This window comes from Hydrobacter penzbergensis, assembly GCF_900106985.1.
In the GTDB taxonomy this organism is placed as follows: domain Bacteria; phylum Bacteroidota; class Bacteroidia; order Chitinophagales; family Chitinophagaceae; genus Sediminibacterium; species Sediminibacterium magnilacihabitans.
Genome location: NZ_FNNO01000001.1, coordinates 77,401 through 102,101 on the forward strand (window position 1 = coordinate 77,401; position 24,701 = coordinate 102,101).

The 24,701-nt window shown below is 45.0% G+C and carries 29 protein-coding genes; 24 read left to right on the forward strand and 5 right to left on the reverse strand.

Annotation, left to right across the window (positions count from 1 at the left end):
* Positions 1-26 precede the first annotated feature (26 nt).
* From BLU98_RS00395 to BLU98_RS00405, 3 genes are all read right to left on the reverse strand, one after another.
* On the reverse strand, positions 27-3,560 hold the full coding sequence (locus tag BLU98_RS00395; protein ID WP_092721279.1) for a SusC/RagA family TonB-linked outer membrane protein: 3,534 nt from the start codon (positions 3,558-3,560) through the stop codon (positions 27-29).
* Positions 3,561-3,724: 164 nt separating this feature from the next.
* Complete coding sequence (locus BLU98_RS00400) at positions 3,725-4,894, reverse strand: FecR domain-containing protein (protein WP_092721280.1); 1,170 nt, start codon at positions 4,892-4,894, stop codon at positions 3,725-3,727.
* Positions 4,895-4,989: 95 nt separating this feature from the next.
* Entirely contained in the window at positions 4,990-5,607 is a 618-nt protein-coding gene (locus BLU98_RS00405; RefSeq protein ID WP_092721281.1) for an RNA polymerase sigma factor, read from the reverse strand.
* A 338-nt stretch (positions 5,608-5,945) separates the two neighbouring features.
* Here BLU98_RS00405 and BLU98_RS00410 point away from each other — a divergent pair, with 338 nt between their 5' ends.
* The 21 genes from BLU98_RS00410 (at position 5,946) to BLU98_RS00505 (ending at position 19,009) form a co-directional block, all read left to right on the forward strand.
* Positions 5,946-6,155, forward strand: a complete 210-nt coding sequence (locus BLU98_RS00410) for a hypothetical protein (protein WP_092721282.1) — start codon at positions 5,946-5,948, stop codon at positions 6,153-6,155.
* 161 nt (positions 6,156-6,316) lie between these two features.
* Complete coding sequence (locus BLU98_RS00415; RefSeq protein ID WP_092721283.1) at positions 6,317-6,880, forward strand: hypothetical protein; 564 nt, start codon at positions 6,317-6,319, stop codon at positions 6,878-6,880.
* 3 nt (positions 6,881-6,883) lie between these two features.
* The gene (locus BLU98_RS00420; protein ID WP_092721284.1) at positions 6,884-7,147 is read left to right on the forward strand and encodes a hypothetical protein; all 264 of its coding nucleotides are present in this window, start codon (positions 6,884-6,886) and stop codon (positions 7,145-7,147) included.
* A gap of 31 nt (positions 7,148-7,178) precedes the next feature.
* The gene (locus BLU98_RS00425; protein ID WP_092721285.1) at positions 7,179-7,364 is read left to right on the forward strand and encodes a hypothetical protein; all 186 of its coding nucleotides are present in this window, start codon (positions 7,179-7,181) and stop codon (positions 7,362-7,364) included.
* Positions 7,361-7,846, forward strand: a complete 486-nt coding sequence (locus tag BLU98_RS00430; protein WP_092721286.1) for a hypothetical protein — start codon at positions 7,361-7,363, stop codon at positions 7,844-7,846. The genes BLU98_RS00425 and BLU98_RS00430 overlap by 4 nt, the downstream gene beginning before the upstream one ends.
* A gap of 17 nt (positions 7,847-7,863) precedes the next feature.
* Entirely contained in the window at positions 7,864-9,849 is a 1,986-nt protein-coding gene (locus BLU98_RS00435; RefSeq protein ID WP_092721287.1) for a hypothetical protein, read from the forward strand.
* Positions 9,850-9,877: 28 nt separating this feature from the next.
* The gene (locus BLU98_RS00440) at positions 9,878-10,654 is read left to right on the forward strand and encodes a hypothetical protein (RefSeq protein WP_092721288.1); all 777 of its coding nucleotides are present in this window, start codon (positions 9,878-9,880) and stop codon (positions 10,652-10,654) included.
* A gap of 34 nt (positions 10,655-10,688) precedes the next feature.
* Positions 10,689-11,408 (forward strand): hypothetical protein, encoded by a 720-nt coding sequence (locus BLU98_RS00445; RefSeq protein WP_139173797.1) that lies wholly within the window; start codon positions 10,689-10,691, stop codon positions 11,406-11,408.
* A gap of 68 nt (positions 11,409-11,476) precedes the next feature.
* Positions 11,477-11,857, forward strand: a complete 381-nt coding sequence (locus BLU98_RS00450; protein WP_092721290.1) for a hypothetical protein — start codon at positions 11,477-11,479, stop codon at positions 11,855-11,857.
* A gap of 26 nt (positions 11,858-11,883) precedes the next feature.
* Entirely contained in the window at positions 11,884-12,561 is a 678-nt protein-coding gene (locus BLU98_RS00455) for a hypothetical protein (protein WP_092721291.1), read from the forward strand.
* Entirely contained in the window at positions 12,545-12,712 is a 168-nt protein-coding gene (locus BLU98_RS17630) for a hypothetical protein (RefSeq protein WP_257574605.1), read from the forward strand. Before BLU98_RS00455 ends, BLU98_RS17630 begins: the two co-directional genes overlap by 17 nt.
* A gap of 10 nt (positions 12,713-12,722) precedes the next feature.
* The gene (locus tag BLU98_RS00460) at positions 12,723-13,517 is read left to right on the forward strand and encodes a hypothetical protein (RefSeq protein ID WP_092721292.1); all 795 of its coding nucleotides are present in this window, start codon (positions 12,723-12,725) and stop codon (positions 13,515-13,517) included.
* 4 nt (positions 13,518-13,521) lie between these two features.
* Positions 13,522-13,704 carry a hypothetical protein gene (locus tag BLU98_RS00465; RefSeq protein ID WP_092721293.1) on the forward strand — a complete coding sequence of 61 codons (183 nt, stop codon included), beginning with the start codon at positions 13,522-13,524 and terminating at the stop codon, positions 13,702-13,704.
* A gap of 14 nt (positions 13,705-13,718) precedes the next feature.
* A complete protein-coding gene (locus BLU98_RS00470; RefSeq protein WP_092721294.1) occupies positions 13,719-14,426 on the forward strand; it encodes a hypothetical protein in 708 nt (235 codons plus the stop codon).
* 14 nt (positions 14,427-14,440) lie between these two features.
* The gene (locus tag BLU98_RS00475; protein ID WP_092721295.1) at positions 14,441-15,475 is read left to right on the forward strand and encodes a hypothetical protein; all 1,035 of its coding nucleotides are present in this window, start codon (positions 14,441-14,443) and stop codon (positions 15,473-15,475) included.
* Positions 15,476-15,485: 10 nt separating this feature from the next.
* Positions 15,486-16,142, forward strand: a complete 657-nt coding sequence (locus tag BLU98_RS00480; RefSeq protein ID WP_092721296.1) for a hypothetical protein — start codon at positions 15,486-15,488, stop codon at positions 16,140-16,142.
* Positions 16,143-16,166: 24 nt separating this feature from the next.
* Positions 16,167-16,406 carry a hypothetical protein gene (locus BLU98_RS00485; protein WP_092721297.1) on the forward strand — a complete coding sequence of 80 codons (240 nt, stop codon included), beginning with the start codon at positions 16,167-16,169 and terminating at the stop codon, positions 16,404-16,406.
* 23 nt (positions 16,407-16,429) lie between these two features.
* Positions 16,430-17,098, forward strand: coding sequence for a hypothetical protein (locus BLU98_RS00490; RefSeq protein ID WP_092721298.1), 669 nt, complete (start codon positions 16,430-16,432; stop codon positions 17,096-17,098).
* 24 nt (positions 17,099-17,122) lie between these two features.
* Positions 17,123-17,383, forward strand: coding sequence for a hypothetical protein (locus BLU98_RS00495; RefSeq protein ID WP_092721299.1), 261 nt, complete (start codon positions 17,123-17,125; stop codon positions 17,381-17,383).
* A gap of 4 nt (positions 17,384-17,387) precedes the next feature.
* On the forward strand, positions 17,388-18,443 hold the full coding sequence (locus BLU98_RS00500; RefSeq protein ID WP_092721300.1) for a hypothetical protein: 1,056 nt from the start codon (positions 17,388-17,390) through the stop codon (positions 18,441-18,443).
* The gene (locus BLU98_RS00505) at positions 18,440-19,009 is read left to right on the forward strand and encodes a zincin-like metallopeptidase domain-containing protein (RefSeq protein WP_092721301.1); all 570 of its coding nucleotides are present in this window, start codon (positions 18,440-18,442) and stop codon (positions 19,007-19,009) included. Before BLU98_RS00500 ends, BLU98_RS00505 begins: the two co-directional genes overlap by 4 nt.
* A gap of 41 nt (positions 19,010-19,050) precedes the next feature.
* Here BLU98_RS00505 and BLU98_RS00510 read toward each other — a convergent pair whose 3' ends face one another.
* Complete coding sequence (locus tag BLU98_RS00510) at positions 19,051-19,539, reverse strand: Lrp/AsnC family transcriptional regulator (protein ID WP_092721302.1); 489 nt, start codon at positions 19,537-19,539, stop codon at positions 19,051-19,053.
* Between the two features lie 169 nt (positions 19,540-19,708).
* Here BLU98_RS00510 and ppsA point away from each other — a divergent pair, with 169 nt between their 5' ends.
* The 3 genes from ppsA to BLU98_RS00525 all read left to right on the forward strand — a co-directional run bounded on the left by ppsA (position 19,709) and on the right by BLU98_RS00525 (position 23,022).
* Complete coding sequence (gene ppsA, locus BLU98_RS00515) at positions 19,709-22,117, forward strand: phosphoenolpyruvate synthase (RefSeq protein WP_092721303.1); 2,409 nt, start codon at positions 19,709-19,711, stop codon at positions 22,115-22,117.
* Between the two features lie 114 nt (positions 22,118-22,231).
* Positions 22,232-22,552 (forward strand): hypothetical protein, encoded by a 321-nt coding sequence (locus BLU98_RS00520; RefSeq protein ID WP_092721304.1) that lies wholly within the window; start codon positions 22,232-22,234, stop codon positions 22,550-22,552.
* Positions 22,553-22,848: 296 nt separating this feature from the next.
* Positions 22,849-23,022 carry a PIN domain-containing protein gene (locus BLU98_RS00525; RefSeq protein ID WP_092721887.1) on the forward strand — a complete coding sequence of 58 codons (174 nt, stop codon included), beginning with the start codon at positions 22,849-22,851 and terminating at the stop codon, positions 23,020-23,022.
* Between the two features lie 22 nt (positions 23,023-23,044).
* On the opposite strand, the gene BLU98_RS00530 is transcribed toward BLU98_RS00525, so the two are convergent.
* Positions 23,045-24,613, reverse strand: coding sequence for a TSUP family transporter (locus BLU98_RS00530; protein ID WP_092721305.1), 1,569 nt, complete (start codon positions 24,611-24,613; stop codon positions 23,045-23,047).
* Positions 24,614-24,701 lie beyond the last annotated feature (88 nt).

Consider the following 24,701-nt stretch of genomic DNA (forward strand, 5'->3'; position numbering starts at 1 on the left):
TTGTGTTTACAGTGAAAGAACATGAGTTAAAAATTTATATTGATTCCACCGGTCCAGGTAACTGGTACCGGCGCAGCAAGGGGATTGGCGGCCCCACCTGAGAAATCCGGATCCCAACCCGATTTATTGGCCTTCCACAGAATCAGGTTCAGGTTATTTACATAAGCGAACAACTGAAGCGAACTGAATAGCATTTTCATTGTTTTCCCAGGAACCCAGTTGTATTGCAACCGGATATCCTGCAAACGGATATTATCGGCTCGCAACACATTGATCTCCGAACCTGCATAAAAAGCATTTCTGTTACTATTATTAGGATATATCATAGACGGAACATTGGTAGTGCGCTCATCTCCGGGGTTTTGCCAGCGTTGTTCATAATCGGCACTGAGGTTTCGTAGTGTGAACAGTAAACCATAATTAATGGTAGGTTTTCTAAAATAATACGCCAGCCTGTAAGTGATATTTGCAGAAAGTGTAAAGTTTTTCCAGGTAACAGCATTACCGATATAACCGATATACAGTGGAATAGCGGATCCATTGAATACCTGGTTCTGGATGGAATCGTTAAAAATTGCTGTATAATTTTTGCTCACCTGCTTATTCAAATAACCTTGCGGATCTCCTGTGGCGGGGTCGAGGCCGGCCCAGCGATAACTTGAGAGTCCGAAAGCAACCTTGCCTACCGCAGGATTAATATTATAGGAAATAAAATCGCTGGCTTTATAACCTCCATTATACAGTTTAGTAACGATCATTTTGGTATAGCTCAATCCAAAATTGGTTTCCCATTTTACGACTCCTGTAGTGTTCCTTGAATGCAGCTGTAGTTCAAACCCGTTTCCTTTCATACTAGCGGCATTCACTGTATAATCAGTGAGTCCGCTCGTAGGTGCAAAAGGAAGTTGAGAAATCAAATCTGTTGATTTCTTATTGAACAACTCTAAACTTCCCGACAACCTGTTGCTGAACATACTAAAGTCCAGTCCAAAATTGATCGTCCTGATCTGTTCCCATCTCAGGTTGGGATTCGGTGCATTTTCTATTTGTGCCTGCGGCAGGTTTGTAAAAGTTGCAGTGCCAGTGTAAAGAATAGTAGGCAACCCAGAGAGGAAATTATTCACATTGCCCATGTATCCATAAGAAGCACGTAAACGAAGAGAAGGCATCCAGTTGATGGAGTAAAAAGGTTCTTTAGACAGATCCCAGCTTGCCCCTGCCGACCAAAGTGGTTTCCACCGGTTATTGGTATTCACTCCGAATACATTGCTGCCATCCCTCCGCGCACTTGCATAAAAAGTATAACGGTTGTTATATGTATAAGAGGCATTGGCAAGTACAGAAACAACTCGGTTAAAAGGGCCATCTGTATACACATTTCCTTGCGGAACAGTAGCAATGGAACGTGTCCCATATATCTTATAAAAATTCAGGTAATCAATATTTGATTCATAGACCCCTGTAGCATCGTTGTATCCATAGAATTGGCTACTGTTTTGTATGCTCTTAGATTCAGAAATCTCACCAGCCACCAAAGCCGTAAATGAATGTTTGGCATTCCATATTTTATTGATGTTGAACTGCGCCCTAGCATTATGACTATTAAAAGCATTATTCTGCAATTGCAAAATGCCCCCGAGTGGAACAGGATATCTTAAATTTTGACTGCTCTGATTCAAATTGGTATAAGCATTGATCAGATCGCGTGTCTTAAATGTTTGCTGGTTGTAAAAATTACGGTTATTGGCTGCCTGATTTACATATTGGTATCGGACTTCAGCATTCAGCCAGCTGGTTAACTTATAAGACACAGCAAAGTTCAATCGCACCAAACTACTTGTAAGATTATTATCAGCCAACCCGATCTCATCCAAGGGACGATAATGCCAGTCAAGGAGCATACCTGCACCGGCCGTATCCATATAGGTCAACCTTCTCCCTACAGGCACTGCCAGGTGCTTCCCTTGTGCGTCTGTCAATTGCGAATAAGGGTAAGACATCAGCAATGAAAAAGGATAGCTTTTATCAGTACCCTGACTATAATTGATGCCTGCCTGTATTTCCAGATCCTTGAGGGGCTTAAAGCTGGTATTGGAACTCAGCGTATATAAACTGCCCCCCTTACTACCCTGGATATTAGGCATGCTATTGTTGTAACCGGCAGAGAATTGATAACTCAACACCTGGTTGCCACCGCTGAAGTTGGCATAGTGTTGTTGCGAAAGGCCTTTTTTATAAACATACCGGTTCAGTTCATCCCTAAGATCAATTCCACGAAGCGCATTGATTTGTGCAGTGGCGTCTGCCGCTGAAATCGTGCCTGCCCTTTGTTTGGCCAGTATTTCTACAACCGGGGAAAGTAGGGGCCAGTTGCTGGTATTCGAAAGATCGGCGTTATAATACCCTTTGCCAAACAAGAATTGCTCCACATCGATCGCTTCCGAACTGCTCATGCGCGGTGCATAAAACAAATTGGGCTTTTCCTGTATAGTTACATTAGAACTTACAGAGATATGGAAAGGCTGGTTATATTTTCCCTTTTTAGTAGTAATAATAATAACACCATTCCCTGCTCTTACCCCCCAAATGGAAGCCGCAGCAGCATCTTTCAGCACTGTGATGTTGGCTACGTCATTGGGATTAATAGAATTAATGTCACCGGTAAAAGGAAAGTTATCTACAATAACCAAAGGATCTGGCGAAGGTGAATACAGGGGGTTCAGTAAAGTACTGATTCCCCTGATCTGAAGTGGTGCAGATGCGCCAGGAGTCTTATTGAAAAAGACGTCTGTTACTGTTCCGTCCATCCTCTCAATAATACCCATTCCTGCGCGACGATCATAAGCAGTGCTGTCTAACTGAGCATACGAGCCTACAGTTCTTTCCTTTGGTATGTTCTGATATCCCGTATTCACAGTTATAGTAATTTCACCCAGTGCAGTGATCTTCGCTTTGAGTTTGATCAAAACATCATTCGTGTTCCCGTTCTGCACTTTATACTCGAATGATTCCATGCTCACGTGCATAAACAGAAGCGTAGCATTGCCAGCAACACCCAACAAACTGAACTCCCCGTTCGCATTAGTCTGTGTTCGTGTTTTTGTACCCTTGATCAGTACATTCACCCCTTCTACCGGCTCCCCTTTTTCATTTACCACTCGACCGCGTATATCAGTAGATATAAGGGCACTGTCACCCCGGAGCGGAGCAGCCGGTGAGACAGCAACGGCCGAAGCTTGTTTTGCTATGATGACTACATTATTCCCCCGTACTTCATAGGTCAAAGGCTGTTCTTTAAACACTTCTTTCAGAGCCGTTTCTACTGTAACATCTTTGAGCGATACGGTTACCGGCCGGGCTTTGGCTATATCCCTGTCGTTATAAATGAACAGGTAACCGGTCTGTTGTTTGATATGGGTCAACACTTCTTCTAAAGGCGCATTCCTGGCTTTGTAAGACAGCTTCTGGGAATGCACATGGGCGCTGACCTGGAGGCAGCCTGCGAGCATGATCATCGTTGTGAGCTTCATCACGCAGAACAGTTTGGTTCGAAATGTCATAATTTCGTACAGTTTTTGGGTTAAGAATGTTTGTCTTACCGGACAAGTAATATTCGGGTAACCCAAAACATCGGTCGGTAGCGTCGCAAGCGCTACCGGCTTTGTTTTGAATTACTGGAGAACAGGTACTGGATCTTCTGAAAGGATATTTAGGATATTTATTTTCAGGGCATCACTGTTATAAGCCTTTTGCCCTCATCTATGCTGAAATGTACATGCATCTGCTTCATGAAATCCAGTGCGTCAGACAGGTTCAGGTTCCTTCCCATGTCGCCGGAAAAAGTTTCCGCAGGTATGTTTTGTTCGTACCGTATGTCCACATCATACCACCGCGCCAGTTGCCGCATAACGGCAGGAAGATCAGTATGCCTGAAACTGAACCATCCCTTGTGCCAGGCCAGCTCCCGGTCCACATCTGCATCGGGCACCACTGTTAATCGACCATTCGTTTGTACCTGAGCCTGCTGACCTGGTTTCAGGATAATGCGTTCTGCAAGGTGTGCCAATCGTACGGCTCCTTCTACCAGCGTGGTTTTGATAACAGGTTCATCATGATATGCATTCACATTAAAAGCAGTGCCAACATCTTCAATCACCTGGCCGGCAACTTTAACTTTAAAGGGTTGTTTCGCATTGTGCACCACTTCAAAATACGCTTCACCGGTTATTTCCACCTCTCTCTCTCTGCCGGTAAAATACAGCGGATAACGGATAGAAGAAGCTGCATTCAGCCAAACCTTTGAACCGTCTGGTAATACGAGGGCCCATTGCCGCCCCTTGTTTGTGGTAATGGTATTATAGACCTTTTCGTTGCCATTGGTTCCCCGATACCGGATCTCACCGGCAGTTTTCAATACCTCTGCCTGACCGTCGACTGCTACGGTTCCGTCCTGTAAACTATCTAATACCAAACGTTGACCAGTAGATAAGGTAAGTACGGCTCCTGTACGCCCGGGGGTAATATTGCGTGCAGCCGCCAGAACAGGTGGTGCATTTTCTTTTTTATGCGTACGCTGGTACCAGTAATAAGTGCCAGCTATCACCAGTAATATGGAAGCCGCTACTGCCATGCGACGCAGCAGGTAAACCACCCCTGTGCGTTGTTCTTCCGGCGCGCGCTTCAGCACTTTTTGCAACAGTTCCCGCCCTTTTTCAGGCGCGAAAAAAGCTTCTTCTGTTTCAGCTGTTTGTTCCCATGCGCCACGGATCAATGCGGTTAATTCCACATCATGCTGCCCCTGGCCAACGAGCTCCATCAGTTCCTTTTCCTCGGCATCCGTTGCCGTTTGGGTATAATAGCGGTTGAATAAATACTCCAGTCGATGATTGGCCACAGCATGTTAATTTACTGTTACGAAAATATCTTTATAGAGAAGACAACCAGGATTTCAAAAAGGGGCTAGTATACAATGATTTTTTTGTCAACTATTTAATTCAGGCAGGCAGGATCATACAAAACAGGCGCCAGCAACAGCAAGGCAATCAAAGCCGGGTCCATATGTGAGCGAACATAATGGCTGATGGCAACCGTAGCCAGTTGCAGGTATTTTTTAACGGTTTCACGGGAAATTCCCATTTCTGCTGCAATCTCTTCGTATTTCTTCTGCTGTCTTCGGCTGAGTACATACACTCTTTGTTGTTGTGCAGGCAACCTTTCAATAGCCTGGTCGATCAGGGAATAATACAATCCTTCCACTTCATCTGTAGCTGAAACGGTTGCTGCATTGTTCATATCTCCCTGGTAGACTTTTTGCTTTACCTGTTCTCTTGCCTTTTTCTTTAAGGCGTTCAGTGCATGGTTTTTAGAGATGACATACAGGTAGGATCGGAAATGATTGACTCCTTCCAGCGCTTCGCGGCTCATCCATATTTTCAGAAACACGTCCTGCACAATCTCTTCGGCCATTTCCATAGAACGGGTAAGCCTGAAAACATGTCTGCCTAAAAAATGATAATAGCGGGTGAACAACCTGGCAAAAGCCTGTTCATCACCGTTTGCTACCGCTTGTAAAAGCGCTTCTTCATCTTGTGAATCGGGGGTATTCAAGGGGACTATTAATTTCCTCTCATATGAAATTAAGACAAAAAAAGCTCGTTGCCAAACCGTTGCGAGTTTGTATTAAATTAAAAAGAGTAGAGTGTTAAAAAAAACAAAAAACTAAATCAGAAAAAATTTAAATATAAAAATCTATCTTAAATTAGGATAGCGTTATTTACCCTCCTGTCTGTATCTGATCTATATAGTGTTTCATAATAGATCCTCATTAAATTCCAGTTTGCTGGTCATTCAGTGTACTTGTCTGTGGTTAACCCGTGGTTAATCACCTAATAATTTATGTGTCTGTTCTTGTCTATCCATAAATCAAATACTAAATCCGAGTTCCCATGAATGAGATTCCTTATGTAACAGAAATCAGACCTTATACGCCCTCTGAATTGGCGCGTATTTATGGTGTATCTAAAAAAACAATGAACCGCTGGCTCAAGCCACATCGTGCAGCAATCCAGGAAAGAGAGGGTCTGTATTATACAGCCTTGCAGGTAAAGATCATCTTTGAAAAGTTAGGATTACCTTCTCGAATTGAAGAACGGTGAATTGTCTGTAATGCGCTGCAAAAGCCATTAATGTCTGACAAACAATTAAAAGATATTTTGGTCCTTTCTTCGCCTTTTCAGACCTGAGCGTACCTTCTTGCGCCCGCCCGGTTCATGTGCTGATGCGGCTCATACTATGTTTGTGTAACACAAGCGCAGTCATGAAAACAACAGCAGTCAACACCGGCAAAAGCACAACACCCTCCTTCAGCATCATCCGGGGATTGCTGATGGGCAGGAGCCCTATGCAGGACCTGGTAGATGCTGCCTGGCTATTCGCGTACACTGCTTTATGGAATCATTGTATTTTTTCGGGGGCCGAAAAGGAAACAGTTAAACAACTGATCTCTGCCGAACTGTCAACAATGGCCAACACAAGCAAAGCTTTCATACAGTTTTGCGAGCGCATCATCCTGGCCAGGAATGAAACAGTACTGTTTCCCGAAAACAAAGATGTGTTGCCCTCCTACTGGTTCTCGAAATACAGTACCAACGGTTATGTTACCGCAGCACGCAGGCTGGAGTCCATCTCCATGATCCGTCATGCTGTTCCGGGACACAAAATAGAAATCAAAGCCCTCGCAGAAGCTGTACTCGAATTAAGCCAGGAGCCTACCGCCAGCAACTTCCTGTACTGGCGCAGTTATTTCATCGAACGCAAAGAAATACAACTCCTCGATCTGTTGACAGCATTCAGCGCCAACAGGCAGTTTAAAATCCAATAACCTATGAGCAAACACGCCATCAAAGAGTATTTCGATGAACAGGGGAACCTGATCATCAAACCTTACCGGTTAAAAGACCTGGCAGCCATCTTTGACATCAACACGCAAACATTAAAACGATGGATGTCTCGTCATCCTGATGAACTGAGCTGCAAAACGGGTAAGTTTTATTCCATTAACCAGGTGGAATTCATGATTGACCAGTTCGGATTGCCTAAAAAGTTAGCCGTACACGTATCTCACCCTTCTGCCAAACAAGCTGCCTGACAGCGTCCTGGTATTTAAAATTCATGCAAGCATGCGACCAACAGACCAACAACGAGACGGCTCCAATATTTTTTTAACTGCCACCATCCTGCTGGCCAACCTGGATTACAGCGGATTGCTGGATTACGCGCTCAAAGCATTGATTGGTGGAGCCATCTGGTTCGGGTGCAAGATCACAGCAGATCATATCAGCCGGCACAAACAAAAGAAATCATGACAAATGGACAAAAAATTTTAGGTGGATCAGCGCTCGCATTGGGTACCGGCCTGGGTTTGATGGCATGGAAATACAACCAGATGAGAAGTGTGGATATTTTCACTACGCTTCCTAAAATAACACATATCAATGCCTTTGGTTTTGCCATTGTGTTCGACCTGACGATCCAAAATCCTACTCCCTATGATTTCAAGTTCAACATTCCCTATATCGCCATCCACTATAACAATATACCCATTGGCAGCTCAGAAGCATTGAACCAGATGATTGATTTACCTGGCAAAGGAAAGATCACCATCCCCAATATCAAAATTGGAATATCTGTCATCAATATTTTAATGTCCATACCCGATATCATCAGCAGGATCATGAATAAAGAAACTGTTTCGGCAGATGCCGTCATGCACACTTCGGTGCCATTTCTCTGGGGATTGGCAAATATCCCTTACAAAAGAACCAAAACCATTTCTCTCAAACTATAATTCAACCAGCAAGCGCCATGATAGCCAGGAAAAAAAGGACCATCGCCAGCGGCAGGGAATACGACCAGTTCTTCCCGCGCGCTACTGGATTGATCTATACCATACGTGAAAAAGCCAATGTGCAGCATACGGTTGACTTTATTCCCAAAGTGGTGATGGCTACCCTGGGCCACACAAGATCTCTTGCGGAAGCCATGCGGGGCAATACATTGGAAGCTACTTGCCGCAACATCTGGCATTTCATCTATAAACACATCAATTATAAAAAAGATGCAGAAGGCTTTGAACAGATCCGCAGTCCTGCAAGGGCCTGGCGCGACCGATTTGATGGCGTGGATTGCGATTGTTATACCGTATTCATCTCCACCGTACTCACCAACCTGTGCATTCCCCATTGTTACCGCATCACCAAATACTACAAAGATTATTTTCAGCACATCTATCCCATCATTCCCTGTAAAGACGGCGCTTATATAACGATCGACTGTGTAACCGATCACTTTAACTACGAAGTGCCCTTCAGTGAAAAAAAAGATTATCCTATGGATCTGCAATATTTAAACGGTGTTGATACCACCCCGCTTTATGGAGAAGAGCTTCTTCTGAACGGAGCCGACAGCAATCATGATATCGAAGGGCTTGGCCATTTACTGTTCCGTAATATGGCCGACTACCGACTTAGAAAAAACAGTTCAATGAAAAAAGCACAGCCTGTTCCGTTGCTGCTTCCTCCTCCTGCGCCTGTGGATGACGACGATGAGAACCGCGCTCACGATCATGACAATTCTGATCAGCCCATGGGCAGTTTCTTCTCCAAGGCATTGCATGTTATCAACAAATTCAATCCGGTTACAGTCTTGTTACGCAACGGCTTGCTCGCAGCAATGAAACTGAATATAATGGGTGTGGCAGGAAAACTGAGGTGGGCCTACCTTACACCTGAACAAGCCACGCAGAAAGGAATCATTCCCGGTAAATTCAAGAAGCTGCTGAAAGTAAAACAGAAGCTGGAAAGCATTTTCAATGGAGCAGGCGGTAATCCCGCCAACCTGAAGAAAGCCATCCTCACTGGTAACGGCAATAAACCCGTGGAGAAAAAAGGGCCAGATGGTAAAGTAATGAAAGACAGCAACGGCAAACCCATAAAAGAACGGCCGGTTCCTTTACATGGTATTGAAGGCCTTGGAGAAATAGATCTTGCTGCTGTTGAAGTGCTGGAGGGCATGGACGAAAATACCCCGCTTGTTCAATTATTAGGCCCCGATATATATTATGTAGAGAACCCTACTACCTTCAATGGCTTCGAAGGGTTTGATGAAGCGGGTGAACCGTTGGGCGCTGTTACGGTGGCCGCCGCCATGGCCGCTGTTTCAACACTGGCTGCTTTATTGAAATCAATCGGGCCGCTGTTTAAATCTCAAAGCAACGATGGCGGAGCATCTGTGCCTGATACCTCCGATAAAACATCTGACAGCAGCAGCAACGATACCACCCAGGACAAGTCCGATACCAGCAACAATACCAGTAATGCTGCAAGCAGTGATGCCGCCAAAACAGCAACAAATACGACGCCACAAAAAACAACAAAGCAGGTTGATGCTGCCACCGCACCAGTTGCAGCACCTGCCAAATCAAGTCACCCTCCTGTAACTGAAGAAGTATCAAATGAAGAAGCATCTGCTGCTACAGAAAAAAATACGGCATCTGCCGCACCGGAAGCAATCAAAACCAGCAGCCTGCCTGCCAATGCATTCAACATTACCAATTCAACTGTCGACACACCGTCATCTCCCACGCCGCCACCGGCAACGCCAAGTTTCTGGGATAAAAATAAAAAGCCTATTATGATCGGAGCAGGAATATTAGCTGTAGGCGCCATCATTCTTTTAGCAACACGCAAGAAACAAACCCCAACACCTCAACTACCGGTTTCTGGTATCCCTCGTAAAAACAACCGAAGAAAAAAAAACTACGGCTATAAAAAAGAAGTAGAACTACTCTAACCTATTCATCTTATTCAAATACTTTCTTATGATCGCAGCACCCACACTCAATCGATACGAAACGGCCGCAGAAAGGCGAACTCATACCGAGGATATAATAGCTCATAAAAAATATGACCTGGCTATAGAGACAAAAGGCAACATCCCGCACTCTCTTCTCGCCACATCTGTAGACTTACTCATAGGTGGCCTGGCTGGTGGTCTTGGCGCCGCATGGATAGGTAGACCTAGTTTATATGCAGGCTTAGGCATTTCTGCACTTGGCCATTATATAGATAACAAACTGATCAAAATACTGGGCGTGGGAATGATTGCATATGGAGGTTCTACACTTATCAACTCACCCGTTAATGGCCCAGATGAATCACTCGAAGGCGCCAAAGAACGTTTAATGGCTTTTAAACAGTCTTTGATACACAGACTTTTCATCGACAAATTCTTCAAACCCACCGCTACAACCAACAATAACACTGCAACCACTCCTCCGGCAGTGACCGCCGCCACAAGTGGCTTTGGAGAAATTCAATATTTCAATTTTGCTCCCACTAATGAAATCCAGGGCCTTGATGAACCGGATGAAATACAAACGCCCATGGCTGCTGTACCCATGACAGAAGATAACACAGTCAATGGCAACAATGATGATCCGGCGTTGAATGCGAATCCGGATGAACCGCTGGACCTGAAAGGACTCGACGACATCGAAAATCAACTCAGCGATGCTGCCGCAGAGTTCCAGGGATTGAATGGCGATAAATCGGTAGAAACTACAATACCGGAACATCCTGAAGAAAAATTATACTGAAAATAAAATTCTCACACACTTTAAACATGCATTTATGTTAAACTTAATGGAAGGGGTTGATGAATACAACAACCAGGGGGCCCTGGTTGGCATAGACGGAGTCAACAATGAAGAATTGATGGGCGCCCTGCGAAGAATGAACCCGATTCAGCGTCAAAGGACCATTAATAAAATGGCGTACGCCGGTATCCCCAGCCGCGGTTCTCGCGCTGAAATGGAAAAGTTCTTTGCTGAACTGCCCTCTTATATCAAAGAAGGCCTGGCCGGTGGAACCCTGCGTTTGGCAGACACCGTGATTTATTCTATCAAAGTGGTTAATTCCAAAACCATCAAAATGTACGAGCCACAGGATGATCGCCAGATCGGGCTTCGCAACATTTCCAATGCAAAACTCCCCAAGAACCAGGCTTTCCTGGTAAGTGGTATTTTCCTGCTTGCCGGTACCGCTGCCGATGCTACGGTTGACAGTTCCATGGCCACCAATTTCACAGGGCTGGAAACCTTCCCGGCCATTGCCAACGGGGAATTCAGTCTCACCTGTAACAAAAAGCAGCTGATCCCTGAAACCAGTAATATCGTATTCAAAACAGCTTCTTTTCACAACCTTCCCTTGGGTTATTATAAACTGGCCAACCCCAGGCTGATCCAGGACGATGTACTCATTGAACTGACCGTTGAACTGGGCACCATAACAGGTATCCCTGCCAACAGCTATCTCTTTGCCGGTATGCACGGAACCATTACAACCCCGTAAGGTTGTTGGTTCTTTTCAAGGGCGGCGTGACCCCGTAAGGTCTCCCGCCCCTTTTTAAAAATTCAATTATGAGCCAGAGAGTAAAAAAAAGATTCGATATCAGCGTGGCCACAGCCGGACAACTGATCTCTTCCACTTTTCAACTGGACAAAACTGTGACCCTGCTGTATGGGTTATTGCTGACTTCCAACCGCGACGATATGCTGTACTACCGCGGATCGCAAAAGATCACCATCAACCGCGATGAGATCTTTCCCGATAAGTACGAGAGTAAGCTGCTGATGTCGGGCATCAACGTATCGCCGAATGACCGGTATTACCTGCTCGGCGAAAAAGACCCGGGCAACGGGCAGATCAAAATAGATTACCTGGACAGCAACAATGTACTGGATTTCGCTCCCTACACCGTATCACTTTACCTCGATTGCGAAGTGGCCGATGCATCCTGAAGGCAGCAATTCAAATGATCCATATCATGGTAACCGAAGAAATCATTGTTACACAATTAACGATCACGTATCCGAGTCAGACACAGTATTTCCAGATCGTCTTGCCGGACGACGCTATCTGCATCAGCGCCATTGAGACCGGCATGTACTGGGTGATTTCTGCGAGTAGTATGGCAACGCCCGCATATGCCGCTGCACCCAGCTTTGATTTCAGCGCGCCCTTTCGTGTAAGCAATAATTTAAAATTGGGAGACCTTTCCCTGAGCGCGGGCAGTGCGGCCGATGTTTTTTTTGAAAAAGAAATCATGTACGAAGCGCCCGGTCTATTACCCGGCGATCTGATCGGCGCTTATCTCTGGCCTTCCATGCCCTGGGTTCAGTCTTCTAAGAAAACGGCAGTGAACATACACATCCATGAAGGACTCCGGGTAATAGAGGGATGGTTCCGTGACAACCATGATCCGGGCGGTTTGTCTTTTCAATATGCAATCAATGTTTACTTATGGATCAAAGTAGGCAACACACAAAAAACAAAGCATCATGACCACTGCACTTGCCCTCGAATACATACCGAGGCGGATGACGGAGTTAGGATATTGCAAGAATTATCACTTACGGTTTCGGCATCTCAAACTCAAACCGGGGGAACAGCGGATATTACAGGTACCCAACAGCCTGTTCCTGTTGGTGGAACCTCCCGATGATGTACGCGTGGAAAGTAAAATGGGGCTTTTTGATCTGTCAGAAGAAAACATCAATGAACTCCAGTACGAACACCGGGGCTTTCTCAACATTACCAACCTTTCTGCCCTTACCAGTCACCTGCGTATGATCCAGGTCATCCCAAAATATTAAACCATTATCCATGGCGATCACCAACGATAATTTCGATCAGCTTAAGATAGACAAGCTCAAGTACTTCCTGGAAGATATGGCGCAGAAAAATCAACCTCGTCCTTATGAAATTTTTGTTGACACCCTTAAAGTAGTGCCCAAGACCGAAGACCCCATACAATTTGAGAGTTATGAGTATTATGTAAACGAGAATACAGAAAAGATCCGCATCCTGATTTACAATTCCAACCTGTCGCCGCGCAATGACCAGTACTGCTTTTACCTTAAACCGCTCAAAACAAACTCTTCGCTGAATGGACTCGGTGAGATGGACAATGTTATCCGCGAGAAACTGGACGCGCGCGATAAAGAACATGAGCTCAACCGCACAAAAGAAGAATTGACAGAAACCAGGAAGCAATTGGGAGAAGCCGAAACTTATATTGAAACGCTGGAGAAAAAGCTGGATCTGGCCAACGATGCCAAATACAAATTGAAAAACATCGACCTGCTCGACCTGGGCGCAGCGATGCTGGGCAGGCTGGCCGAGAAACATGCGGGCGCTTTGGAACAGTTTGGCCTGGCAGGACTGGCTGCGCCAGCATTGCAGGCGCCCGCAATAGCAGAAGAAAAAGCAAGCTTCAGTAAAAAAAGACCGCCTGCTCCCGACACAGCACAGCACCACTATACGCATATTTTACAACAGCTCGAATCTGTATTCGCCGAACAGGACCTGATAGTTGTCATGGACATCCTGCACCGTTTTGCACAACAGCCTGAACAATTGAAAACCGTAGCCGATTTACTGGACATTACCGTTAAATGATACCATGGACACTTACCAATACGACATCAATATCATAGCGCCCACTGAAACTGAAGCCGATAGTAAGATGCAGGCAATTGTAACCATTGTTTCATGCCTGACTGTACAGGAACTTAACAGGCTTGCCTTTATTGTAGAGCATGATCCTGTAAAAACAGCGCTGGCAAAAAGATATTTAGGCGTGTAATAAAATCCTTGACTATGCAGCAACACCTGCCTGATGATATTGTAATTGAAACGGGGTCTAAAGGAAATGCCACCAAATGGAAAGTGATCGGGTTTTCACTGGGGGCGGTCGGATTGGCGGTGGCCTACTTTTATATTCGAAAAAAGATTTTACAAAAAAGAGCAGATGAAGAGGAAAAAAAAGCATTGGATGAAGGTGAACCGGCATTGTATGCACAACAAATAAAAATGGCTTTTGAAAACGACGGCTATGGCTGGTGGAGATCCGATATAGCTATGTTGAGGCAGATCATTGAAGACATCCCTTCCAAACAGGTATTCAGACAGGTGAATGATTCTTATGTTCGTCTGTTCCCCGGCAGAAGCATGATAAGAGATATGAAAACCAATCTAAAGAGCACGGAATATGATGAGATACAACTGCTCGTGAATGCCAAGCCTGAAACAGCAGCGTTCGATACAAAGGATATAAAATACAAAAGATGGGCCCGTCGTTTACGCGATGCTTTTAAACTCCATTATGGCTTGTATAATTCTAATGACAACGGGGCTGTAGAAACTGTATTCAACGAGATCCCCAGCAAATACGAATACAAAAAAGTGGTAGCTGCCTATAAAGCGCTGTACCATAGCGATCTGGAGAGCGATTATAAAAGTGAAGTGTGGTGGCATTTCTGGCAAAAAAATCATTTGGATATCATCAGCAGTAAACCGGATTATTAAGTCAAAGCAACAAAATGAAAAAGAAAACTAAACAAATACCAGAGAATCCCGATCATCATAAGCAATCTGCACAACATCATAAGCAGCCTGCTCTCAAATGGATTGCGCTAGGAGCGGTCGCCGGCCTGGTGGTGTTAGGGGTTTGGGGATGGAAGAAACTGCACAAGAGCCAGTTAAAACAACCATCCAATACCCAGCCGGATGATGAAGTGAACAATTTTTTATACCAAGGCAATCACCCTTCAAGTACTCCCGCAACCATCACCGATTCCATAACACATAAACCTCACCGGCTTGTTTCATATACCACATCGGCAGATAACATCAGTACTTCTGATCAATCATCGGCTGATTCATTAAAAACATCCAGCGACTTCCCGCTTAAAAAAGGCAGCAGGGGGCCTAAAGTAAAGCAGCTGCAAGTGGCCTTAATAGCTCAATACGGAAAAAGCATCCTGCCCAGGTATGGCGCCGATGGAAGTTTTGGGAACGAAACCCAGGCAGCGCTGAACAAATTAAAGAATCAAGGCACCATAGCCTCTGCCATTATCGATGAAAATATGTTCAATATATTGACTGCTAATGCTGGCAGTAATATGCGGCAAATAGGCAGCGATCTCTATGATGCTGCCCAGGCAAACGATTATCATAAAGCCGTTCCCCTGCTGCAAAAACTAAAAAATTCCGACGATTATAAAGTTGCCAATGCCGCTTTTAAATCGAGAAGTTTTTCCGGCAGGATATCCCTGTTGAGCGGTATGTTCAATGCGTTCAAGGAAAAATCTCAGATAGATAACTTACGAATGTTGTTTGGAACTATGGGATTGCAGTATGATAAAAACAATGACAAATGGTCACTAGCAGGTTATGGAGGCTCCGGTATCATCACCATTGAACCTACCGTAGTATGGATCAATACGCATCACAAGGTCAATGTGCCGGCCAGAATGATACTGGGCAATGAGGTTTGCAGGCACCTGAACTATTGCCTGTTTGAAAATGCAGGTGATTATTTCCTTGTACCTGAAAAAAGCATCCGTTGTATTTAAACGTCGTCTTATGTATTCCATTGATAATGTTCATGCAGTCTTACAGGAGAATGGCTTCAATGTATTCAGCAGGCCGTATGAACTCAACATTGTAGGTATCCGTGCAAACAGCACCATTCCCAACAATTTCGATGACACTATTTTTGTATCGTACACCAAAGAGAATGGAGCCTGGCAATCGCACCAGTTTCATGCCACCACCGATCCGGGCACTTATTGGTTACTCAACCCATTAGATCCGAACGGCACAGCCATTTTGAAACACGGCCAGTATTTGCGTTCTCACAAGATTGGGTTACACAGAGGATTATACCCTGCGTTGGTGCAAGAAAATCCGGTAACCGTGATCAGGGACTATCAGCGAAAAGCCGTTCTCGACTTCATGAACGGATGGCAGGAAACCGGCATGTTTGGTATCAACATCCACCACGCCGCCGATTATGGCACTACCAAATACATTGACAAGTACTCTGCCGGCTGCCAGGTATTTGCCAATGCCGGTGATTTTGCTTTCTTCATGCAGCTCTGCGAAAGGCATCGCAGCTTATATGGCAACCAGTTTACGTACACCCTTATCGACGAGCGGGCGCTGATCCGGAGCACAAAAAAAAACTGGTGTTCGGAATGGGCTTCCTCGGCGCCGGCATCGTTACCCTCCTCTTGTTAGATCCATCATCTTAAAAATCATCTTATGAAAACATTCATTCAGCAACTCTTCAAAGACAAGAACAACAATTATTCCTTACGGGAACTCTGTATCGCAGTCTTCATTGCCATGATCATCATCAGTTGGATTGCACAACAGTTTTTCCGGTTTGCCATTCCTGAATTCATGTTCTATGCTTTTGTAAGCCTGGTAGGCGCCGGTTGTTTTGGTTATTCTATTGAAAGAAGAACCAGTGGAAATGAACAGGCTCCCGGCAATGGCTAATACTTCATCCTTAAATCTTTTTTATGATTACCGCTAAATACATCCGCCTACTGTTGTTGGGGTTTGGCTTTGCACTGGGTTGTTACATAGCTTTTCGCTTCATCGGCTGCAATCAACACCCTGCCCCTGCTGCATCTATTACCGTTAAACCACCGGAGGCCATACGCCGTGAGCTGACCAATGTCACCACTCCTTTGCAAGCCAGGGTTGATTCCCTTAACACTCACAACCTAATGCTGACCGGCCAATTAAAACGTACAGAACAGGCGCTTGCAGTTGCCAAAGGACAAACCAACAACCTGCAACAGGAAATTTATACCCTGCTCAACAGGCAGCCTATGGACAGTCCTGTAACAGATACCATTGGCACTTTGAGGGATTGTGATTCTCTGCAACGGAATGTAAGAACGCTCCTGGCAGCAGACGCACAAAAAGACAGCCTGCATGAAGCCGTAGCAGCCCAACTTCGCTTGCAGGTAACCAACAGGGATTCTGTGATCCAGGCCGAACAATCCATTTCGCGTTTATTCAGAACAACACTGGATACTGCCCTGTTACAGCAGCAGGTGTTGCAAGGTCAGGTAGATTTCTATCAAAAACAGTACCGGCGTCAAAAGAACAAAAACAAAATAGCCGGAGCCGGTTTGTGCATCGCTGCCGGTATCCTCATCCATTCTTTGATGCAGCGGTAAATTTTTCGCACTTAAAAAAATACCATGAGTTACCGGCTTATCAACGACATCGACTTTGTGCGTATCCAGTCCGAAGCAGGAGACAAATTTGTGAGAAAAGCAGCCGTTCAGGAAGTGCTGGCGATCGGTACGCTCTTCGTAAAACTGGACCTGGGCTACCCCCTGCGGGATATTTATGTCAATTATACAGAAGTAACTTCTCCCAGTTTCGCTTCCAATATAGACATGAGAGATACTTTACTCAACTGGCTTAACTATTATACTCCCCCTCCTCCAGCAAGATAATCATATGAATACAAATACCAACAGAATACGCCGGCCTGCCAGCAGGCCAAGAAAAACGAATCTGCAACAGACAGAGCCCGTCCCGGAAGAATTACGCTTTATCAAACGCTTTGTGAATCTCGCTGGTAAACACAAGAAAAAGGAAGAGTTACTCGGTTTTATCAATGCTTTGCAAAAGGCCATCATTGAAAAGAAGATACGCCAATCATCCCTTTACGCTGATAGTATAAGACTGATACAGAACAGGCTGGTTAATTTTTTCAATCACTCATCTGCACGAACGTCTTTCGATGTAGATCCAGCTGACTTGAAAGATTTACGGCCATTGGTCAAGGATCAGAAGTTATTGCGTGTCGTTCGGTTGATTAAGCAATTCATTAGCCTGCGCGGAAGACCTGGCGTTAAGCAAGAGGCGCGACTCCTGCTCTCGAAGATTCTCAAAATTTATCCTGAATTACGCATCCCCCACAAAGATCCTTATGCCAGCGAGTTAAAATCTGTCATTCGTAGCCTTAAGCAATTCACCGGCAAAGATGGCGGAACAATATTGGAGATCAGCAAAGCCGAGCTGAATGGATTGGAAGCCATCGCCTATGATCATGAAGACGAGTATGAATATGAAGATGAATTAGATGGCGAAAATGAAGATGAGTATCGTGTAGCAGGCCTTGATGAACGGGTAACCAGCAGCATGGAATTGGGAGAAGCAGACCTTGAGACATTGAATTTACAGGATACATGGCTGGAGCTGGCCGCTTATCTGGCCCGTAACCATGGAACGGTTTTATACATTCATACAGCGAAAGCTGAAGCCGATCCCGCTTTTCAACAAAAAATACAGCATGTGGAGATCAGACATCCCAAACTATATATAGCTGCCGGATTACCTCACGACCTTTCAACCTATGACTTTGTTTTCATAGACAACATCAATGACCTGCAGCTTTCAGCAGCAGACCTGGAAGCATTGGAAGAAACCCATCCAGAACAGTCGTTCATTTATGTTTCCGGGAAGCGATACAGCACCATTAACCTACCTAACAATATTCACTCATTATGAATCTCCTTATTGCTGATTTTGATCCGGTCATTCAACAGATAGAAGGCCAGTTGCACAAAGGAAAATTACCCTGGCAGTCTGGCTGGTCTGATAAACCAGGCCTTACCCTCAATACAACTTTCTCAAGCATTGATAGCTGTGAAACCATTGTCAGGAATATGCCGCACCCGCCTTTGCTCAAAATCGGCGGCAATTTGGCTATGTATCAAAGAGAAATCGATACAGTTTGTATGCCCGATCGATCGATGTTTCAAAGCAACTATTTTTTTTATGGGACCCTTTTTCATGAAATGGCCCACAGCACGGCCCACAACAGCCGGCTCAACCGTCCGGTGATTCCGGGAGACAACAGCATTTTCAGTAAAAAAGACAAGGCAAAGGAAGAGATCATTGCAGAATGTGCTGCGGCTTGCTTAAGTATGGTTGCAGGTACCCTTTCTCATACCATTGATAATCATGCAGCTTTTATCCAAAGCTGGTTGAACATTTTACTGAATGATGAGTACTTGTTCAAACAATTAACCGAGAAAGCCAAATCGGCCGCTGCCTATATTTTGCATATTTAGGCAATTATACAGATCAAAATTCTGATCAATTACCAAACTGTTTATTTTTTCTTCCCTGCTTGCCAATGCAAGGGATACGCTGTTTCCACTTTTCCTTCCGACAACACGAAGAAAGATTGTACGGTGCGGATATTAGGTAGCGTAGCCAGTTTGGTGAGGATGAAATCGTTGTATTCGTTCATGTCTTTGAGCGTGATCTTTAAAATGAAATCATACTCCCCCGTCATGTGGTAACATTCCATTACTTCAGGGAACCTGCTCGATTCGTTCTTGAAAGCATTCAGCATATCGCTGGAATGTTCTTTCAACTGCACATGCGTAAAAGCAACCAGGGATCGCTCGATCTTGGTTTTGTCGAGAATAGCTACATATCCCCTGATGAACCCTTCTCTTTCTAAACGGCGTACCCGGTCGTACACAGGTGTAGCAGATTTGCCCAGCTTATCGGCCATTTCTTTGACGGTAAATCGGGCATCGTGTTGTAATAACTGCAAAATGCGGACATCGTCCTCCTGTAAAACGTAAGACATAAAAGACATTTTAACGGTTAGGGGACTTTTTCTTGTGCAGTGACCGTAAAATTATCGGTTTTACTAACAATAATTAGTTTTTTTTTCTAGCCTGGCAAAAAAAGTGACGGCTTTGGCAGATTCGCTAAAATTTTGACCCGGAAATACTTCTATCAAAGAACAATTGCTTATGGCCGAACGTATTATTATACTGCCTTTGGAAAAAGTAGGTCTGGAAGATATTGCCCTGGTGGGTGGCAAAGCGGCTTCCCTTGGTGAAATGTTGCAACACCTCACTCCTCTGGGCATTCAAATACCTGGTGGTTTCGTGATCACTACCGTTGCTTACCGGCAGTTTCTGGATGAAAGCAAACTGGAAAGCATGATCAGGTCTGAGATCGCCAATATTGATTTTGACAATGTGGAATCGTTGCGCCGCTGCGGCTCGCGTATCCGCAACGCCATCAGTAATGCCAAATTCCCGCATGAGCTGAGTCATCGCATCATTGCTGCGTACGAAGAACTATCCAAACAATACAACCAGACCGGCACCGATGTGGCCGTGCGCTCTTCGGCTACTGCCGAAGATTTGCCTGATGCGAGTTTTGCCGGACAGCAGGAAACTTTTCTCAATGTGCGCGGCCCGGCTGCACTGATCGATGCCGTGCGCAACTGTTTCGCTTCGCTATTTACCGACCGCGCCCTCAGTTACCGCCACCTGTTTCATTTCGACATTTTTGATGTGGGCCTCTCTGTCTGTGTACAGAAAATGGTGCGATCAGATTTAGCCGCTTCGGGTGTGGCTTTTTCACTCGATACCGAGAGCGGTTTCAAAGACGTGGTAGTGATCAACGGCGCTTATGGACTGGGTGAACCCATTGTACAGGGCAGCATTTCACCCGATGAATTCATGGTGTTCAAACCTGCGATGGCAAAAGGTTTTGCAGCCATCATTGAAAAAAAATTAGGCGTCAAAGACCAACTCATGGTTTATGGCGACGATAGCGATGCCCGCACACGCATGATACCTACCGACAAATACCAGCAATCGCATTTCTGCCTGAACAACGACCAGGTACTGCAACTGGCCGATTGGGTTACACGTATTGAAACCTATTATACCCAAAGAAAAAACAGTTGGTGCCCTATGGATGTGGAATGGGCTGTGGATGGCATTACAGGCGGGCTTTTCATTGTGCAGGCAAGACCTGAAACCGTACATGCCAATAAAAAAACAGATACCCTGGTGCAATACAAAGTAGTTGCCGATGGCTTACTACCCATTGCCAAAGGCATTGCCGTAGGCGATAAAATTGCAAGTGGTAAAGTGAACATCATGTACTCACTCGACAAACGCATTGATGCTCATGAGTTCCAGGCGGGTGATGTGCTGGTGACCAATATGACCGACCCCGACTGGGAGCCCATCATGAAAAAAGCCGCGGCCATCATTACCAATAAAGGTGGCCGTACCTGTCATGCCGCTATTGTGGCACGTGAGATGGGCGTACCGGCCATTGTAGGCTGTGGCAATGCTACGGAATTACTCAGCGAACAACAATTAGTAACAGCCAGTTGTTGCCAGGGCGAGGAAGGTTATATTTATGAAGGAGCATTGTCTTTTGAAAAAGAAGAAACCAAACTAACAGAGCTGCCTGCCATCCGTACCCAGCTGATGCTGAACGTGGGTTCCCCCCAGGCAGCTTTCAGTCATGCACACCTGCCTCACAAAGGCGTGGGTCTTGCAAGAGAAGAGTTCATCATCAATAACTACATACAGGTGCACCCTTTGGCCTTGTTGAAGCACCAGACACTGGGAGACGCGACGTTGAGCACTGCTATTCGAAAACGCATAAGCGGGTTTGCCGATGAAGCCGATTATTTCATCCAGCAACTTTCTTTTGGTATTGCCAAGATTGCAGCTGCCTATTATCCCGAAAAGGTAATCGTTCGTTTTTCTGATTTCAAAAGCAATGAATATTTCAACCTGCTGGGCGGCAGTTATTTTGAGCCCAAAGAAGAGAATCCCATGATCGGCTGGCGCGGCGCTTCCCGTTATTATTCAGAAACATACCAGCCGGCCTTTGGGTTGGAATGCCGCGCGATTAAGCGTGTACGCGAAACGATGGGACTGGACAATGTAGTGGTGATGGTACCCTTCTGCAGAAGTGTGGATGAATTATTAAAAGTACAGGCAGTGATGGCCGAATATGGTTTGGTGAGGGGTGAACATGGCCTGGAGCTGTACCTGATGGCAGAGTTACCTGCCAATGTGTTGCTGGCAAAACAGTTTGCACAGCATATCGATGGTTTTTCCATTGGCTCCAACGATCTTACCCAATTAACCCTGGGTCTCGACCGCGATTCTTCCCTGGTTGCACACCTCTATGATGAACGTGACGAGGCAGTAAAAGAACTGCTGCGCATGCTCATCAGGACTGCCAAAGCCTGTGGGGTGAAAGTAGGTATCTGCGGCCAGGGCCCCTCTGATTTTCCTGACTTTGCCCAATTCCTGGTAGAAGAAGGCATTGACAGTATTTCCGTAACACCCGATTCTATCATCAAAACCATCAAAGCCATCCATGCAATTGAACAATAACCTGCCTGAACCGGACACAAAATTTTTTCACGTGGTATTTTTTTTTCATTGGCATTAGAATAACCGGTGTGTTCTCACACTGGTTATATTTTCATGATCATAATACATCGACAAATGAGGCATTTGTATCTTTTTTTACTGCTGGTGGTTGTAGGGGCTTCTTGTAAAACAAGAAATACACCAACTGCTATTTTGCCTAAAGCCGGTATTGTATATATTACTTTAGATTATGCAGATACTACCCTATCGCAGTTACTGTACATCTGCCAACAGAGCAGCGGACTGTTACGGGAGGTAACCATCAGCGAGTGGGATCATTTCATACCCCGTGCCCATATTGCCATTCATTTCAACAACCTTACCTACCCGGTACTGCAAGATTTACACAACCAACTTAGTCAACTACCCGGTGTGGTAAGTATTAAGATACATTGATTGGTTTTTCTCATGTTGTTAGTTTTGGATCATCACAAAACGTGAACAACCAGCCCCCATGTCTATGGGGGCTTTTGGTTGTCACGGTCCGGTATAAATAACTGGTTTTGTTGATGTTGTTCTATGGAACTGAAATGTTTGTATGTTTGAGCTGATCATGGACAGTATCCAATAAACATTTCGTTATTTTTGAGTATTTAGCAAACAAGAATCGTAAAAATGGGAAAGATTGTAAAAATATCTGCAAAAACAGCCTTACCACTGTAAGGAAAGCGTTGAAAGATTTGCATCTTACAATGGCTGCTGAAAATGCACATAATAAAAAGCCAAAAACGCTGGCAGATTTTTACGGAAGTCTCCCCGATGCTTTGATAGCTGCCACTGCCATTCATAATAACCTGCCATTATTAACAGCAGATACTGGTTTTACACGCATTAAAGAATTAAATATTGTTCTAATAGAGTTATAGCTGCTTAATTTGCTGGGCAACATTACATCCATATTTTGTGGATTACATTCCACAGTGTGTAAATACTGGTGAGTACTACAAAGCCGCCGATGGTAATGTACATGGTTTTCAAAGGCAACTTGCCTACCAGTCTTGCTGCAATAGGTGCGGCGATCATGCCGCCTACAATCAACCCTATGATCTCGCCAATAGGCAGGTTTTCCAGTAAAATAAAGAAGGTGATAGCGCTCGCGAGTACTACAAAGAATTCTGCCAGACAAACAGAACCGATCACATAACGTGCATCTTTTCTTTTCGCAATCAGTGTGCTGGTTACCAATGCGCCCCATCCGCCACCGGCAAAAGCATCCATGAAACCACCCACGGAAGCGAGCCAGCCTGCCCTCTTCACTTTGTTCAATGGTTTCTTTTTAACGAACGCTTTGCGAATGATATAATATCCAAGGTAAGCAGTATAAAATGTCAGGAAAAACCGTACCCACAATGCTACCTGCGGATGGGATTTGCTGAAAAAACAAGCCAGCGACGCACCGGTTACTGCACCCAGTATGCCCGGTATCACCAGTGTTTTGAATAATTTTTTATTGATGTTGCCAAAACGGTGGTGACTGTAGCCAGATACACCACTTGAAAACACACGCGCCGAATGCACACGGCTACTCACAATAGCAGGCGGCACTCCTACGGCCAGCAGGAACACTGTTGAAATGGTTCCGTATCCCATGCCCAGAGAACCATCGGCCATCTGTGCAAGAAACCCCGTTAACATCATCATCAGGATCATCCTGGTATCAATATGCTGCGGTATGGTTTTAATGGCATCGGCCATGCCCGATAAAGGGAAATAAGAAACGATCGCAGAGCCAATGATCATGAACACAAACGCAAACAGGCTCCACTTCACTATTTTCTGCCCTGTTTTTTCCCTGGGTGTTTTGATCTCCTGTAAATCTATTTTCTTGGCTACCAGTACACGGGTCAGGTCATTCAGTGTACTCACTTTGTCGGCAAAATCGCCTTTCAACTGATCCCGTATGATGTGTATGTTCTGCAACACATCATCAATTTCATCTGGCAGCACTTCTATCAATAATTCTTTTACACGTTTAGCAATGGTGGGCGATTTTCCGTTCGTAGAAATGGCCACTTTCAGGTTGCCCTTCGACATCACACTGCTTAAATAAAAATCACAGAGCTCAGGCTTATCGGCCACATTCACCAGCAACTTTCTTTGTTTGGCATCCTCGCGTATGCGTGTAGCTGTTTCAATATTGTTCACTGCCACAATCACTACTTCAGCATTATCCAGGTCGCTTGCAGCATACTCTTTTTGTACAATGTGAATATTGGCATGTTGCTGCTGCAATACATAAATATCATCGATCACGGAATCTGCTACCAGGGTAATGTCAGTAAGCGGCGAATTATTCAATACGGCCGTCAGCTTTTCCAAAGCAACAGGCCCTCCGCCCACTACCACAAGGCGCAGGTTGTTGAGTTGAAGGAATACAGGAAATAAAGGATTGGCACTATTCTGCTGCGCTTCTATTTTTGTATGCGATATGTTTTCCGGCTCCATTACTGGGGTCATGATTACTTAAAAGTGGGTACTGTCTGCAAAGATAATCATATCCTACTGAATTAGTAGGATAAAACTAAAAACTGCTGAATATTTTCCA